This window comes from Vibrio sp. CK2-1, assembly GCF_021726515.1.
In the GTDB taxonomy this organism is placed as follows: Bacteria; Pseudomonadota; Gammaproteobacteria; order Enterobacterales; family Vibrionaceae; genus Vibrio.
This window is the reverse complement of sequence record NZ_JAKKCJ010000008.1, coordinates 1-16,882: the sequence shown is the minus strand read 5'-3', so window position 1 is coordinate 16,882 and position 16,882 is coordinate 1. Positions and strand designations below refer to the sequence as shown.

At 38.9% G+C, this 16,882-nt stretch carries 15 protein-coding genes; 13 read left to right on the top strand and 2 right to left on the bottom strand.

The window, feature by feature from the left end; genetic code table 11:
* The first annotated feature begins 110 nt into the window (after positions 1-110).
* The 9 genes from kwaA to L3V25_RS15335 all read left to right on the top strand — a co-directional run bounded on the left by kwaA (position 111) and on the right by L3V25_RS15335 (position 7,186).
* The gene (gene kwaA / locus L3V25_RS15375) at positions 111-707 is read left to right on the top strand and encodes an anti-phage protein KwaA (protein WP_237296349.1); all 597 of its coding nucleotides are present in this window, start codon (positions 111-113) and stop codon (positions 705-707) included.
* Complete coding sequence (gene kwaB / locus L3V25_RS15370) at positions 704-1,657, top strand: anti-phage protein KwaB (protein WP_237296348.1); 954 nt, start codon at positions 704-706, stop codon at positions 1,655-1,657. Before kwaA ends, kwaB begins: the two co-directional genes overlap by 4 nt.
* 442 nt (positions 1,658-2,099) lie before the next feature.
* Entirely contained in the window at positions 2,100-2,567 is a 468-nt protein-coding gene (locus L3V25_RS15365) for a DUF2787 domain-containing protein (RefSeq protein WP_237296347.1), read from the top strand.
* An 83-nt stretch (positions 2,568-2,650) separates the two neighbouring features.
* Entirely contained in the window at positions 2,651-3,268 is a 618-nt protein-coding gene (locus L3V25_RS15360; protein WP_237296346.1) for a hypothetical protein, read from the top strand.
* A 115-nt stretch (positions 3,269-3,383) separates the two neighbouring features.
* Positions 3,384-4,085 (top strand): hypothetical protein, encoded by a 702-nt coding sequence (locus L3V25_RS15355; RefSeq protein ID WP_237296345.1) that lies wholly within the window; start codon positions 3,384-3,386, stop codon positions 4,083-4,085.
* 25 nt (positions 4,086-4,110) lie between these two features.
* On the top strand, positions 4,111-4,374 hold the full coding sequence (locus L3V25_RS15350; protein WP_237296344.1) for a hypothetical protein: 264 nt from the start codon (positions 4,111-4,113) through the stop codon (positions 4,372-4,374).
* Positions 4,375-4,376: 2 nt separating this feature from the next.
* Positions 4,377-4,976: a hypothetical protein gene (locus L3V25_RS15345; RefSeq protein WP_237296343.1), complete on the top strand. Its 600-nt coding sequence runs from the start codon at positions 4,377-4,379 to the stop codon at positions 4,974-4,976.
* 188 nt (positions 4,977-5,164) lie between these two features.
* The gene (locus L3V25_RS15340) at positions 5,165-6,130 is read left to right on the top strand and encodes a DUF4339 domain-containing protein (protein WP_237296342.1); all 966 of its coding nucleotides are present in this window, start codon (positions 5,165-5,167) and stop codon (positions 6,128-6,130) included.
* A 141-nt stretch (positions 6,131-6,271) separates the two neighbouring features.
* Positions 6,272-7,186 (top strand): LPD25 domain-containing protein, encoded by a 915-nt coding sequence (locus L3V25_RS15335; protein WP_237296341.1) that lies wholly within the window; start codon positions 6,272-6,274, stop codon positions 7,184-7,186.
* A gap of 28 nt (positions 7,187-7,214) precedes the next feature.
* On the opposite strand, the gene L3V25_RS15330 is transcribed toward L3V25_RS15335, so the two are convergent.
* Together L3V25_RS15330 and L3V25_RS15325 are read right to left on the bottom strand one after the other, a co-directional pair.
* On the bottom strand, positions 7,215-8,045 hold the full coding sequence (locus tag L3V25_RS15330) for a TIGR02391 family protein (RefSeq protein ID WP_237296340.1): 831 nt from the start codon (positions 8,043-8,045) through the stop codon (positions 7,215-7,217).
* A 33-nt stretch (positions 8,046-8,078) separates the two neighbouring features.
* Positions 8,079-9,194, bottom strand: a complete 1,116-nt coding sequence (locus tag L3V25_RS15325; RefSeq protein ID WP_237296339.1) for a hypothetical protein — start codon at positions 9,192-9,194, stop codon at positions 8,079-8,081.
* A 235-nt stretch (positions 9,195-9,429) separates the two neighbouring features.
* Here L3V25_RS15325 and L3V25_RS15320 point away from each other — a divergent pair, with 235 nt between their 5' ends.
* Genes L3V25_RS15320 through L3V25_RS15305 form a run of 4 tightly spaced genes read left to right on the top strand, consistent with a single transcriptional unit; the run spans position 9,430 to position 16,666 of the window.
* Positions 9,430-12,516, top strand: a complete 3,087-nt coding sequence (locus L3V25_RS15320) for a type I restriction endonuclease subunit R (RefSeq protein WP_237296338.1) — start codon at positions 9,430-9,432, stop codon at positions 12,514-12,516.
* On the top strand, positions 12,509-13,789 hold the full coding sequence (locus L3V25_RS15315) for a restriction endonuclease subunit S (protein WP_237296337.1): 1,281 nt from the start codon (positions 12,509-12,511) through the stop codon (positions 13,787-13,789). Before L3V25_RS15320 ends, L3V25_RS15315 begins: the two co-directional genes overlap by 8 nt.
* Positions 13,786-14,982 (top strand): AAA family ATPase, encoded by a 1,197-nt coding sequence (locus tag L3V25_RS15310; RefSeq protein ID WP_237296336.1) that lies wholly within the window; start codon positions 13,786-13,788, stop codon positions 14,980-14,982. The genes L3V25_RS15315 and L3V25_RS15310 overlap by 4 nt, the downstream gene beginning before the upstream one ends.
* 16 nt (positions 14,983-14,998) lie before the next feature.
* On the top strand, positions 14,999-16,666 hold the full coding sequence (locus L3V25_RS15305) for a type I restriction-modification system subunit M (RefSeq protein WP_237296335.1): 1,668 nt from the start codon (positions 14,999-15,001) through the stop codon (positions 16,664-16,666).
* Positions 16,667-16,882 lie beyond the last annotated feature (216 nt).

Genomic DNA, 16,882 nt, shown 5'->3' with positions numbered 1-16,882 from the left:
CTCACCAGCAGCAATCAGAGAAACCTTTATTGGGTTTCAGAAGTATCTTTATGAAAGATAGTTCAGGAATATGTATACTGTATTTATAAGCAGTAATTAGGGCGATGAGGATGGATCTTTCAAATACCTTGGATAAAATCGGGTTGTACATACTTTCACTACTGATTTTATTTGTTTTTATTATATTTTTGACTGTAGATATTCCGTACTGTTTTGGCGAGAATTGCGAATTTGTTGGCTTTAGTGCATTTGCAGACATTGCAAAGAAAAACTTTTCTAGCATATTGTCGCTGCTGGGGTTGGTTGCAGGTGTGTATTTCTATTTTCGGTTTGAGAATGAAGTGAAAGGAGGCTCTCTTGATGTCATGAAGATCGAGAAGTCCAGCAGTGAAAGCTATGAGCACTTGGTGTTTTTAGCAACTTATATCCTGCCATTCATTGGTTTTACTTTTGATGAGCCAAGAAAGACGATTGCTTACTTCTTACTTTTGGCAGTTATTGGATTGATTTTCATCAAAACCGATAAATATTATGCTAACCCAACACTGGCTTTATTGGGTTACAAGTTATTTAAAACTGACGTGAGTTGTAGAGGCTCTCTGTATAAAAATATGGTCATTATTTCAACGAGTGAGTTGAGTGAAGGTGACCAAGTAAATTTCAAGTTCTTATCTAACAGTGTTTGTTTTGCAAGGAAGGTCGAATGACAGTTGAACAGTTCAAAAACAAGGTGAGTGCAATTGTTGATGATTGCGTTGGTATCAAAATGTTCTTTGTTGATGACGAAGCAAACATTAGAGATTCGGATGTTGATAATGCTGCACTGGTCCGCTTAAAAACGAGCATGGTCTCAAAGTTAAAGACTGGGATTGTGGAAAATGAATCATTGTCGATGCCTCTATTATCGGACGCTGATGAAAGGAAAAACGCTCTTTATAAGTTTGACTTTGACGACAAGCCGCTTGAATTTGACCTGTTAGATCAATCCTTACAACTAAGAGTTAATGCGCCTGATAAGTACCAAGTCGGGGACGGAAATTTTGATGATATCAGTGCAATAATCGTTGTACTGACGGGGCTAAACAACGAAACAATTACACTCTACAAGCATCAGTACACAGTGTCAGTACTCAAAGCTGAACAAGGTGCATTGAATCTGTTCAAATCAAATAATAGATTGTCTGAACTTGAATCAAACATCCTGAAGATAGATCCCAATTTCGTATTTCTTAAGCTTGATAACGATTATTACGTTGAAAATGTTAAAACGCTGGAGTCATATCTTGGGTTCCACGATGTAATCAAAGACACAGCCGCCAAATGCGTAGCAAAACTCACAGATATGGCGTTGATCGAAGATACTGCACCGCTAGTCGAACGGGTAGAAGGCGAGGATATGGCGTTTTCTCGTAAACTAGCAAAGGTTGCCCGCAACTCGCCAGTAATGGGAGCAGTAGCAAACAACGACATCATCGCTTTTGCACAGAAACACAAATACCTGTCAAAACTACTAAAACTCAATGACGCAGGGGATAAGTTTGTCTTAAAGACAAAAATATCTCAGAACCATTTTATTAAACTTATGAGTGATGACTACTTGGAGTCAGAGTTGACAAATATTCAATATGACAGTTTGGCCAAAGACAAACTGCAATAGCAATTCAGGTTTAATTTAAAAGCTATGACGCGCTACGAAAATAAATAGGTAGTTGGTATTCACGTAGCACCTGTAATACACGATTGATTAAGAATGGGGAGTATTGGACCTATTTGTCTTTGATGCCCATGTCATCCATATCAAATGCGCGCGCTGCGAGTCACCAGTATAACACGTTTTTATAGTCCCGAAGCATGCAATCACATGTACACAAGTTTCAGCCAGCTACCATACTCTCGGTAATCCCACATGCGAAAATTAGAGCAAAAATCCTAACTTGAAAATGTCCTGTTCAATATTAGTTATACCATTAAAATAATCAGCGATGGTTTCGGTGTGAACAAATAGAAACAATATTAAAAAGTTACACCCCTATATCCTCAACATGAATATGCCCACCAGTTATCGCTGGTGGGTTTTCTTTTTTGAGGAGAATGTACCAATGCAAACCTTATCTAATCTTGGTATCCAACCAACCATATTCCCCATTTCTAAAGTGCTAAAATCCCACTTAAATGAGCGGTTGTCTCAATACCTGCAAGCGTCAAACCCCGCCGTTTTATCCCCCCAAACCCAATCCATTACTTTTAATTTTAAAGACACCAGTTATACCGCTGAAGAAGGCGGCTTTCATCCTGTTGAAATCATGCTTAAGCGTACTGATTCAAATCAGCCCTGGACGCTGGCCTATATTACTGATTTTGCGTATTTAGGTCGTGTCTATCCGGAGTTAGAGCGTTGTTTAGATTTTGATTTTCAATCCGGTAGCTGCTTTTTATTTCCGGCCTGTTACTGGCAATCGTTAAAGAATAATAAGCATGCTTCAGAGCTGTATGCCTTATGGGAGACGGCATTTTTACAATACTTAGAGATGGACTCTTATAACCAGATATCTGTGCGACTTCTTTAGTGGTGAAGGTTTTAATATTTATCTCAAATGGGCCGTTGATATTGTTGTTAATGATTTCATTCGGCCCTATTAAGTGAGGGCTCATGAGTCGAGAAAAACACATTGAATACGCGCTAACAGTGTATAGCTTATTGTCTGATAGGCATTGGACTGCGCTGGTGGATATTCATCAATCGTTATTAGCGCTAGGGGTTCAACGTAGCCCTGATTCCGTACGCCGTTGGTTAAAATCTTGGTGTACTTTGGGTTATGTCGAAGAGGGGCAACAAGGTAGACATTATCGCTACCGTAAAACCCATGTGGTGTTTATGGGGCCAACAAGCGCCCAGGTTTTGTTTTTAGATTGGATTGATAAATACCTTTATCCCGCCATTCCCCAAAATGTAACGCCTCTTTTTTTGGCTCAATTAAAAGCGCAGAAAGAGAAGCGACATGATGAAAGAAAATCAACACAAAAAGGAGAAATGGACATTCAACTACCCGTTTATTCTCATCATTTTGATGAGGCTCTAATTGCAAGCAAACAGGCCGCCTTTCATCAAGAGCCGATATTGATGGTTATGCTTTGTCGCACCTTGATAGGAAGAGTGGTGTCCTTGTCTATAACGGTGGGAGCCGTTCTTGTCTACTTTCATGCAGATGAAAAACAACCACTTTATTCGGTTAACCTCACTTCTATTTTGTTTATTGAGTCAAAATAGTTTGATTAACATCACAAAAACTAAGTTTATTTACCTCAAATAATCTGTTTTGCATGATGTGCAAAGCTCATGCTTATCATCGGGAGTCATCTTAAATCTATAAAGGTGATCTCGGGTGTCCGATCAGCATGAAATCAAAACCATTGAAACCTTACTGAGTTTGGCGGAGGTGATCCCTCGTCCACCAGCATTACCCATGACTTATCAAGAGTTAGCGAATGCAGTGGAAAGGAATAACCGTTCAACCAGCTACCATGCAGTGCGTCGTATCTTAAATGATGATCGAGTCATGCAATTACTTGGCATCGAAAAAATCAAGCGAGATAAGTCCCATTGCATTCGCTACAAAGCGTCCTTTCTTGAAAAGTTTTCTCATAGCGAGCTTATCGCTCATTTGATTAAAACCTACCTAAGTAACCTTCTACCTAAAGAAGTACGACACCGATTAAACGATCACTTACACAATTACCGCGAACGCTTTAATGCACTTGATGAAGATATGCCAGATAAGCGCTGGCTCAATAAAGTCACGATAGATTTTACGGCTTTAGGGGACTGGCTCAGCATGCCCTTTGAGCCGCCGCTAGAGGCGATATTAAGTGCGCTCTATCGAGAGCATCAAATCTTGCTGGTGTATGCCTTATCAAGTGCTAGCGATTTACTTATTGAAGAGCAAATCATGCCAACGAAATTGGATATTACTCAGGATGATGCCGTCTTGTTCTATTTTAGTCGTGAGACCGAGCGAGGAGCACAGAGAGTGCCTAAATCGGTATCGATTCGTCAAATCAAAGCGGTTAACCCTATTTATCAATAAATCAAAAAACAAGGAGAGCAATATTTTGAAAAAACTATTACTGGCGTTGCTGGTGGGCAGTTTAGTGGGATGTGGCGGCGGAGGGGATCCAGATAACAGTTCGACACCTGAAGTGCCCGTCGATCCTGAAACGCCCATCGAGCCTATTACACCGCCCGATAATGGCGGCGAGCTATCAGAGTGTGAACATTCAGGTTGCACGTTAGATAGCGCGATTAGCACCACTAACCTGACCGTTTCAACGGCCCCTATTACTTTAACTACAAATGCCTCAATCACATTGGAGTGAACATGAACACATTTAAATTAATCCCTTTATTGGTTGCAATGCCATTGCTTGCTAACGCAAATGTTGTTTTACAGTCAGATGGTGAAAACTTACTGGTTAATGAAAAGCCTGCTCAGTTAGTGAGCCAGCTTGTTGATGCGGATGACAATGTTTTGGATAACGTAAAAATCTTAACGAATAATGGTGCTGAGATAACTGCTCTCGTCACTTTAGATGATAAAACGGGTTTATTTGATATTCGTGCCTCTGGGTATAACCAAGGATACGCTATTGAAGCGCTTGGAATATATAACGCAAACTGTGAAAAGGTGGGCGTGACCAATGCGACCTTCTATTCATTAGGTTTTATCGCTGATGGTGTCACTCAAGTGGGTGAGAGCAGCCACTATCAAGTTTACCAGCTTGGCAGTGAAGTATCTGGCTTTGATGTGAGTAGCTTATACGAGTTAAATCGAGATCCTGAAACAGGTGAAATATTGCCAGGTCAAGATTGTAGCCAAGGTGTTGCCGCTTCAGGTTATGCACTTAAGCTAGACAGTGGCTTAACAAGCAGTGTGAATACCTTCTTCAATAATTTGAAATACCCACTGCGCATTAAGTAATGGCTTAATCGCGAATTCAATCCGGTCAATGTATCCAACAATCAATACGGATAGGTTGACCTTATCTTTTCAATCCCTTTCTTTAACTTACCGACCAGAAACAAGCTTGCTAGGTATCAAGCCTTGTGAGCATGGTATTGCGTGTCGATACGTAAAGAGGAAGGGATAAAACGCAATAAGGAATAACAATGAGCCATGACATTTGGTTTTATGAAAAACAGGGTGAGCGTCTCGGTGGTCATTCAATGGATGAACTACAAGCACTTATTACTCGCGGAGAAATTACACAAGACACGTTAGTATGGAAGCAAGGCATGAGTACATGGCTTAAAGCAGCAGAGAGTGAGCTGGCGCGTTACTTACCTCCACCACTGAATATGCCGCCTCCTTTACCGAAAGCTGTTGAAGTAGCCCCTGAAGCGCTTAAGAATGTGAATAGTCATCACTCGACGAAGACCGATGATGTTAAAGCCGAGGCGATTATCCCGGTGAGTCATTGGCGAGTTTGGTTATTAGCCTTATCACCATTGATTGGGTGTGTCATTGTCTCATTTGTGGCAGCGGTCTTAAATGATGGTCATGAAGCTAAAATGCTTCGAGATATTGCCAGTAATTATTTTGTCTATTTTCCAATATGGATAGCGACGGTGCTACTGGCCTGGCTCTTAGATATTCGGTATTTAAAGGCAAAGGGAATAAACCATAAAGATTTTAAAATGCATGGTTTTATCGTGAGTTACTTTTATGCGCGGTTGAACAAAAACAAGCTTTACACCGTGATCGTATCTTGTGTCTTTGGCTTTTCTATCTTGGTTTTTATGTCGTTATCAGAAAGTGAAAGCGATACCTCAAGCTATGCCTCTGCGCCACAATCCTCTCAAGAGGTGATCCGCGGTGTGGGTAGCGCTGAGCAATTAGCGAACTACCTAGATAGAGTAAACCCTGAACCTGATGAAACAGGCAGAGCGAGAGTGGAAGACATTGGCAGAGGGATGTTTCGAGTGTCATATTCTTATTTCTGTGGCTCGGGTGGGTGTTTTCCTTATACCTACTACGCTCAAGATGGCGACGGGTTAATTTGTAAACTGGATGCCAGCAATGAGAAAGAGGCGAAGAAAGCGTTTTGTGAAGGCAAGTCATTTAGTGTTTTTTAGATGAGCCAGACAAATAACATCAAGTGTAGACAGCAAAGATAGCCGCAACAAAAACAAACCGCACCCCGAAAGCAGAAGACAAATAGTCCAATGTTTTCGGGGTGCTTTTTTATGCCTGAAATATAAAAAGAGGATAAGGCCGTGAAGTTAAATGAAACGACGGATGATTCGACACCCAATAAACTCATTCCGAAAAGCGTATTCGTACACGGCTCAGAGTCTCGTCAATTTCAAACTAATGATATTTGGGATTTTGACGACTTTGAGAAAAAGGCGCTAGAAGTTGCACTGGATAACCCCAAAGGGGGTTATGACAAAACTTTTATTACAGTGACTTTTCATGATAGCAGTGAGCATCAATGCCGTTTGGACCTAGGCTGTAACGTCAATGATTTAGGTTTTAGCGATCATTGTTTATCGGTGTATGACTACCATCAACAGAATCACGATAAGCCTGAAATGGCATGGATGCGTGAAGACCACCAGCTTGAATTGATTGGGCTCATTGAGCACTACCAACTCGACCGAGTTCAAGTACAGCAAGCAAGAGCTAAGGCGAGCGAAGTGATAAAAGAGGTCAAACGAAAACAAGCAGAGAAACAACGTCAAAAAATAAAGGAAAGAGAAGAAAGCATTCGAGCACACCAACAAAAGGAGCAAGCCTTTCAAGAAAGCCTAAACGTTCCTGAATGGGCACAGGCCGTCATCATTGCCACCAAAACCGAATATGACAGTGAAAACAGTTGTCCGCATACTGACATTTATGAATCCAAGACAATTAAAACCATCATCTTGGCCTGGTCTAAACATACACAGCAACGCTTTCCTGAGATGCGCAAAGCGTGCCTTAACCATCCCGATACGGCGTTCTTGCATGATAAAACTCAAAGCAAGGAGCAACGGGACAATTATTCGATGGGTGCGGGCAATTATCTCACAGAGAATAACTACCTGTATCACGGTTGGAAGGTTCGTAAGCAACGATTTTGGGATGAAAATAATAAGGCTAGGAGTGTACCATTGGGGGAGTTGGTGGAGGGGGTGAATGAAATATAAAGAGCGTAGCCTGAACTTAAAGTTCAGGCTACATTCTGTTTTCATATATTTTTTTTGCTTCAATAGCGGAATCTAACCGACGATGAACAAGTGAGACTAATGAGAGTATATCGAGTGCATCAATTTCCTTTAATTCCCAAGTGACTTTAGGAGCATGAGCTGTGGTGTTACGAAACGTTCCAAACAAGCCAATTAATAAGTTGATGAATCCTTTTTGTTCACTTTTTTCGCTATCACTTTGAAGAGTGTTTAAGGCCAAGTGCGGGATGTCATTTTTAAATGAAAAAGCTTCATTAACTAAATTCGCACCATCAGAGGTTAACCCTGTTTTATACCGAATTTTATCAGCAACACTTTTAGTAGCTTCAAAGACTGAGTGGAAGTAATTATCAACAAGTAATTCTTCTTTACAGTAAAAAAGAATATCTGGATGGACGTTTCTTGCGATAAGGTGTTCTTTTAACTTACTTGCACGGGCAGCAGCTTCGTTAATAGTGGAAGCCTTTGTTGAGCGAGATATTTTACCGTCATCACCAAGAGTGTAACCTGCAAAGCTTAATACTGTATTGAGTTGATAACGAGTGTCATTGAACCATTCTGCACGTTGATGATGTCGAGCTGGAGACATGGCTACGTGTATAAAATTAATAATGTTGTTAGAGCAACCGTCTTGATTCTGTTTATTGATTAGAGCGGTAGTAAGGCGCTTCCATTTAGTTAAGGCTGGTTCAACATCTTCGATGCGAGCTTCCATTAATAGCCGTCCAAGTTCAGAACCGGTAAAGCCAGTTGTTGTATCTGCTAATATTTTACTGATGGACTCAATAATGCCAATGTCTAAATAATCAATTTTTGCCATATTTCTTCTACCCTTAAACTTGGCATTCTTTAACTAATCCCATATTTGTGTTGCTTTATTGGGCTCCTCTAAAGAGGCAAGAGATTTCTTAACTTTTTCTAGTTCTTGTTGAGTCATTTTGTGTTGCTCAGCTAGCTGCTGCTTTAGCTTGGCTTTTTTGATTGGCTCAGCTCGCTCTTCGATAATATCTTTAATTGGCTTTAGGACTTCATCAATTTTAATTTGAGGTATGACTTTTTGTATACCAGTACTGGAACCTTGAGCTCTAGCTATCGTTTGATATTGATGCTTGTCACTTAAGAAGTTACTTAAATCATAAAATTTGACTAATAATGTTTCTATCGACTCTTGAGCATCATTATATTGTTGGGTTGCTAGGGTGAGTTTTTCTTTGAGTCCAGCAATTGCTTTCTCTGACTCTGCTAGCTCTCGCCTTAACTCTTCAAGGTTTGCATTAGCTTCATCTAATTCATCAACTTTGTTAAGTAATGACTCTACCTCTGCATTAGTTCGATTTAATTCGGTAATTAATTCAGACTCTTGATTTGAAAATTTTTCTTTTTCATCATGGTGAAGTTTACGAAGTTTTTCTACTTCTTCACTTAAATTGCTTTGAATGGTGTTACTTGAGGTTAGTTGTGCTTGTAATGAATCCCTTTCCAATCTGAGTTGGCTTAAATCGTTTTCTAAAATTTGACGTTTGTTATCCCAATTATCGAGATCTCTGTTTAATTTTTCTTTCCAGTACTCAGGGTTAGATTCTGCTCTTACTTTACTGGTGCGCTTTTGGCTAGCATAAGTAAAACGTTCATTACGATGCTTGGCAGTTATACGTTTTGCGTCGATTAATCGGAATCTTTTTATATCAATGAAATGCTGTAACCAGGGAAGTGCAAAGGTGTAGATAATCGCTGTGATAGAAGGGTAAAGCAGGTTCATCATTGCAGGAGATAACCAAAGAGAAGGTTCAGTTGTCCAAAAATCTGAGCTCGATTGCAATAGCGTTATTTTCTGCTGAGAAGTACTGAAAATAAAGGTAAGTATCGATACATGATTAATGACAGCCCAAGAGAGGATGAATGAACCTAAAATAGGGGATTTGAGCCTGTTAACAGTAGCGTCAGAGAGTGCGGCGAGTAATTCTTTCATGTTTCTTCCTTGAATGTGATGTGCTTAGTCTACTGTAAAATCATCACTTTGGGATAGCTCCTATATTCAATCAGTTAAGTAGCTCAATATATAACCTATCACTCTATTTTAATTTATAGAAATAACCGCTTGAGGTACACTGTGATTAATGAAGATAAAGTTGAATTTGTATCTTAAAGGATTTGTGATAACTGAAAATATCAGTTTCATTCAATAACGAATTTGGTAGCTCAAAATGATAACGAAAGAAGCACAAATTGAACAAGCACTTATCAATAAGTTGGGTGACTTAAAGTACTCCTATCGAAAGGATATTCGAACAGATAAGAAATTAAAGCAAAACTTTCGAGAAAAGTTTGAATCACTGAACTACGTGAATTTGACAGATAACGAATTTGAGCGCTTATATCAAGACATCGTTACTGCGGATGTGTTCGAAGCTGCTAAAACCTTACGTGAGCGAGGATACTTTCAGCGTGAGGATGGTACACCTCTGCATTATACCTTGGTGAACATTAAAGATTGGTGCAAGAACGAATTCGAAGTCATTAATCAACTCAAAATGGATACGGCAGAAAGTAATCATCGCTACGATGTTATCTTGTTGATTAATGGTGTACCAACCGTTCAAATTGAATTGAAAACCTACGATATCGTCACACGTCGAGCGATGGAGCAGATCGTTAATTATAAAAACGATCCGGGTAATGGTTACACCAATACACTCATGTGTTTTATTCAGCTTTTTATTGTGAGTAACGAAAACAATACTTATTACTTTGCTAACAATAAAAATGAACACTTTAGCTTTAATGCTGATGAGCGCTTCTTACCTATTTATCAATTAGCGAATGAAAACAACCGTAAGATCGTACACCTACATGATTTTGCCGATGCGTTCTTGGCTAAATGTACGTTAGGCCAAATGATCAGCCGTTATATGGTACTAGTCCAATCGGAACAAAAGTTATTGGTTATGCGTCCATATCAAATTTATGCAGTGGAAGCGATTGTTGATTGTATTCATGAGGGGCGTGGAAATGGTTATATCTGGCACACCACTGGCTCAGGAAAAACTCTGACGTCCTTTAAAGCATCGACGCTACTGAAAGATAACCCTGATGTTGAAAAGTGCTTGTTTGTGGTGGATCGAAAAGATCTAGACCGTCAGACTCGGGAAGAATTTAACAAGTTTCAAGATGGTTGTGTTGAAGAGAACACGAATACAGAAACCCTTGTACGTCGTATGCTATCTGAAGATTATGCCGATAAAGTCATTGTGACGACGATACAAAAACTAGGCTTAGCCTTAGATGAAAATAGCACACGTAATCAAAGTAAGCTAAAAGAAGGTAAGCAAACCTTTAAAGAGCGACTAGAGCCACTACGTGATAAGCGAATCGTTTTTATTTTTGATGAATGTCACCGCTCTCAGTTTGGTGAAAACCATAACGCAATTAAAAGCTTCTTCCCAAAAGCTCAGTTGTTTGGTTTTACAGGAACCCCGATTTTTCCAGATAACTCCACTTATACTCAAATTGATGGCAATGTTGGTTCATTTAAAACAACAGAAAGTATCTTTGAAAAAGAGCTGCATAAATACACGATCACTCATGCTATTGAAGATAAGAACGTTCTCAGCTTCCATATCGACTTTTTTGGTAAACACTCAGCAAATAAAAAACTGGCTGATGATGTGAGTGAAGACGCTGTACAAGACTCAACAGTACAAAAAGTTACCCCACCACCTAAGGCTGTGGTAAATGAGATCTTAGACAAACATGATGCAGTCACTAACCACCGACGCTTTAATGCTGTTCTCGCAACCTCTTCTATCAATCATGCAATTGAATACGTAAAAGAGTTTAAGCATCAACAGACGGCTAAATTATCTGAAAATGAGGAATATATTCCTTTAAATATTGCTTGTGTCTTTTCTCCACCAGCTCAGTTGAGTGCCAAGGATAAAGACAGTGCGGATTCAAACACACTTGCGCGCAATGTAAAAGATATCCAGCAATTACAAGAGGACTTACCTCAAGAAAAGGCAGATAACAGTGAAGAGCCTGAGCGTAAGAAACAAGCATTAATCGATATTATTGATAACTATAACCGCCAGTACTCAACCAACCACACCGTGAATGAGTTCGATCTTTACTATCAAGATGTGCAGCAGCGTATTAAAGATCATCAGTACGATAATGCGGACTATCCGCATAAAAACAAAATCGATATCGTTATCGTCGTTGATATGCTGTTAACGGGCTTTGATTCAAAGTATCTCAATACCTTATACGTGGATAAAAACTTAAAATATCATGGTTTGATCCAAGCGTTTTCACGTACCAATCGTGTGTTAAATGACAGTAAACCTTGGGGGAATATTTTAGATTTCCGAGGCCAGGAAAAAGAAGTCAATGATGCGATTAAGCTTTTCTCTGGTAACAAAGAAGAAGGCGCTGAAGAGGTGTGGCTAGTCGATCCTGCCCCTGTCGTGGTTGAGAAATATAAAGAAGCCGTCGATAACCTTGAAGCATTCATGCAAAAGCAAGGGCTAGAGTGTCACCCTTCAGAAGTTGCCAACCTTCAAGGGGATGCGCAGCGAGCTTCTTTTATTAACCATTTTAAAGAAGTTCAAAAGCTTAAGAATCAATTAGAGCAATATACAGAATTGGATGAAGAGCAAAAAACGCAAGTGGCTCAAACATTACCCATTGATGTGTTACGTGGCTTTAAAGGGGCTTACCTAGAAACCGCTAAAGAGCTGAAGCGTAAGCTAGATACCAATAAAGGTGAACTACCTGAAGAAGTTGAGCAACTAGAGTTTGAGCTTGTTTTATTTGCCTCTGCTTTGGTGGATTACGATTACATCATGGGACTTATCGCTAAGTCGACACAAGGCTCAAGTAAACAAACAATGACGCGACAAGAGCTCATTGATTTTATTTGTTCACAAGCTAATTTAATGGCTGAACGTGATGAACTGATTGCTTATATACACAGTTTGCCTGCTGGTGAAGCACTAGATGTGTCGCAAATTCATGCGGGCTACCAAGCATTTAAAGCGAAGAAAGCGACCAATGAGCTTAATGATATGGCATTAAAACATGGCTTAACAAGTGAGCGCTTACAAGCTTTTGTTGATGGGATTATGGAACGAATGATTTTTGATGGTGAGTTACTTGGGGATTTATTAGCGCCATTAGATTTAGGTTGGAAAGAACGAACAAAGAAAGAGTTAGCATTAATGGAAGATTTGATCCCCCATTTACACAAATTAGCCCAAGGGCGTGAGATTTCGGGGTTAGCAGCGTATGAGTAAGTTAGAAGCTAAAGAGTTAGTGCCTGAATTGAGGTTTCCTGAGTTTATAGTAAGTGAAGGGTGGCGACGCACCACTTTTGGAGCTGAGGCTACGTTTATTAATGGAAAAGCTTACAAACAAGATGAATTATTAGACAAAGGAAAATATAGAGTTCTCAGGGTGGGGAATTTTTTTACAAACAAGGAATGGTACTATTCCGATTTAGAATTAAGCAATGACAAATATTGCGATAATGGCGATCTTTTGTATGCATGGTCTGCATCTTTTGGCCCAAGGATTTGGACTGGCGAAAAAGTTATTTATCATTATCACATTTGGAAAGTTATTGAAAAAGAACAAGTGAGCAAAAGCTTTTTATACGTTCTTTTGGAGTTTGAGACTGAAAAGATGAAAGCTCAATCAGCAAATGGTTTAGGGCTATTGCATATAACCAAAGGTGCGATTGAAGGCTGGGCGTGTGCTTTCCCGAAATTAAAAGAACAGCAAAAAATCGCAGACTGCCTCTCTTCGATGGATGACCTAATCACTGCAAATACTAAGAAGTTAGAATCACTAAAATCTCACAAAAAAGGCTTGATGCAAAAGCTATTTCCTGTGGAAGGGAAAAGTGTGCCTGAGTTGAGGTTTCCTGAATTTAAAAATAAGCCAAATTGGAATAGATTTAAATTAATTGATGTAGCGGATAAAAATGTAAAGTGGAGTTTTATAGGTGGGCCGTTTGGCTCAAACTTAAAATCATCGGATTATCGTAAAGAGGGAATTCGAATAATCCAACTTCAAAATATTGGCGATGGTCAGTTTAATGAAGATTATAAGATTTTCACATCTAAAGAAAAAGCAGATGAATTATTAGCAAATAATATTTATCCAGGCGATATTATAATATCTAAAATGGGCGACCCCGTCGGTCGGGCATGTTTCATACCTGCAACACACAGTCGATATGTCATGTGTTCTGATGGTATTCGTTTTGTTGTCGATGAAAATCGTCATAATAAATACTTCCTTTATTCATTGATTAATGATTCGACATTTCGCTCTACTGTCGAAAGTTCTGCTACAGGCTCAACAAGAAAACGTATTGGGCTCGCTGAATTAAAAAATTTACCAATGCTTTTGCCAATAAAAGAAGAACAAAAAAAGATCGCAGACTTCCTTTCTTCGATGGATGATTTAATTGAGGCTCAGTCTGAAAAAATAGAAACACTTAAGGTTCACAAAAAAGGTTTAATGCAGCGACTGTTTCCTGCTGTAGAGGGGCTTGCATCATGAGCGAATTGATATACAACGATCTAAGCCAAGTTGCCGAACAGTTTCGTGAAGTATTGGAAAATGGTGTTAATCGTAAGGTAAAGAATCAAATTCTTGTTTTTGCTTATAATGGCACTGGTAAGACTCGCTTATCTATGGAGTTCAAAGGGTTAGGTAAAGTAAGCACAATACGTCCAGCAAATATTATGGATGGTGTAACCACACCGTTAGAAGTTGATGATACAACGAGAGATACGCTTTATTTTAATGCTTTCACTGAAGATCTGTTTTCTTGGGATAATGATTTAGATAATGATCAACAGCGAGTATTAAAGATCAATCCAGACTCTCACTTCTTTGATGGTTTACAAGAGTTAGAAATGGAAAATCGTATCCGTCCATTACTGCAACGATATGCTGATTTTGACTTTCAAATTGATTATTCAAATTGGACGATTAATTTCAAGCGAGAAATACAAAATGAAAGTGGGTCACATGAGACGATTGAGCATATCAAAGTCTCTCGTGGTGAAGAAAATATTTTTGTGTGGTGTTTCTTTTTAGCGGTAGCTCAGCTAGCGATAGATGGTCAAGAAGCCTATAACTGGGTCAAATATTTGTATATTGATGATCCTATATCGTCACTTGATGACCATAACGCAATTGCTGTTGCGAGTCATTTAGCTCAGCTATTAAGAGATAATACGACAATAAAAACCGTTATCTCATCCCATCATGCTTTGTTCTTTAATGTCATGTGGAATGAACTGGATGGAAATAAGAAGTTACAGCCTTACTTTTTAAAGCATGATAAAGAAAATCAACAGTATAAATTGCGCTATACAAACAGTACTCCATTTTTTCATCACGTTGCTCTTTTAGAACAACTACATGAAGCTGTGATAAACGACAATTTATATACTTATCATTTTACTATATTGCGTAGCATTTTAGAGAAAACTGCAACTTTTCATGGCTTTAAAAACTTTTCAGCTTGTATAAAACAAGGTGATGACGATCCTGATGGTATCTTGCATGCTCGTTTAATCAATATTTTAAGTCATGGTAATTACTCTTTATTTGAGCCCATGGAAATGACGGAAGAAAACAAAGAGCACTTTCGCCGTATATTGAATGAGTTTATGGATAACTACCGCTTTAACCCTGAGTTGTTTCCTGATGGTTCAGTGCAACAATTATCAACAGAACAATAAAATAGAGACGATTTAGATGACACAAGAACAATTAAACAAGTTGGGTAAAACCCTCTGGGATATCGCTAACAGTCTGCGTGGCGCAATGAATGCTGATGATTTCCGTGATTACATGCTTTCTTTCCTTTTTTTACGTTACTTATCAGATAATTTTGAAGAAGCAGCTAAGAAAGAGTTAGGCCGTGATTATCCTGAAGCAAAAGAAATCGTAGTGACAGAAACGTTGTCAGATGGCAAAGAAGTGAGTAGAAAAGTAAAACTCGCTCCCCTGGCTATTTGGTATCAAGATAATGCTGACGATGTTGCTTTTTTTGAAAAACAAATGCGTCGTAAATTACATTACATCATTAAGCCTGAGCATCTTTGGTCAAGCATTGCTGAAATGGCAAGGGTTCAAGATGGTGAGTTACTTAAAACTTTAGAAGAAGGTTTTAAGTATATTGAAAATGAAAGCTTTAACAGTAGCTTTCAAGGCTTGTTCTCTGAGATCAATTTAAACTCTGAAAAACTCGGTAAAAAGCCATCAGATCGTAATGCTAAGTTGTGTACGATCATTCAAAAAGTATCAGAAGGTATTGCTGGCTTTTCAACTGACACCGATACTTTAGGTAATGCTTACGAGTATCTTATTGGTGAATTTGCGGCTAATGGTGGTAAAAAAGCTGGGGAGTTTTACACACCTCAACTAGTTTCAACCATTCTGTCTGAGATTGTCACCTTGGATAGTCAAGAGCCTAAAATGGGTAAAAAGAAAAAGCTTAATAAAGTTTTGGATTTTGCATGCGGTTCGGGTTCTTTACTTTTGAATGTGCGTAAACACATTGTTGAGGCTGGTGGCAGCGTTGGTAAAATTTACGGGCAAGAAAAAAACATCACCACTTATAACCTTGCACGAATGAACATGTTATTGCACGGGGTAAAGGATACAGAATTTGATATTTTCCATGGTGATACACTTGTTAATGATTGGGATTTACTCAATGAGAAAAACCCTGCGAAGAAACTGAAATGTGATGCTATTGTTGCCAACCCTCCATTTAGTTATCGTTGGGAACCTACGGATGCGCTTAAAGAAGACTTTCGCTTTAAGAACCACGGTATCGCTCCAAAATCTGCGGCTGACTTTGCCTTTCTCTTACATGGCTTTCATTATTTAAGTGATGAAGGCACCATGGCAATTATCTTACCTCATGGGGTTTTATTTAGAGGTGGCGCTGAGCAACGGATACGCAGCAAGCTATTAAAAGATGGTCACATTGATACCGTCATTGGTTTACCTGCAAATTTATTTTTCTCTACAGGTATACCGGTTTGTATTCTTATACTGAAGAAATGTAAGAAGTACGATGACGTATTATTTATCAATGCAAGTGATGAAGAAAACTTCAAAAAAGGAAAACGTCAAAACGAACTACGCCCTGAAGATATTCAAAAGATCATCGATACTTATAAGTTTCGAGATCAAGAAGAGCGTTATTCTCGTAGGGTATCAATGGATGAAATTGAGAAAAATGATTTTAATTTAAATATTTCTCGCTACGTAAGTACAGCAAAAGCAGAGAAAAAAATCAATCTAGCAGAAGAGCATCAAAATTTAGAAAGTATCGAAAAGGATATAAAAGAAGCGTTAGATAAACACAATAACTTCCTTGAAGAGCTTGGGTTACCACCATTACCTAGATAGTATTAATTATGAGATGTGAATGAGGCTGCTAAAAATGCAGCCTCATTTTTTTTGATCTAAGTTTATTAGGCGTCACACTACTTTAAATTGTAAGCGCATCATAAACCCCGCATTCTAATCGTCTAGCCCGAATAATAAGATCAAACCTCCAACCCAAAGCAGCAAAGGAGATTTGAAATGGCCAAACGACGCACTAACCAAGAATGGCGAACCCTG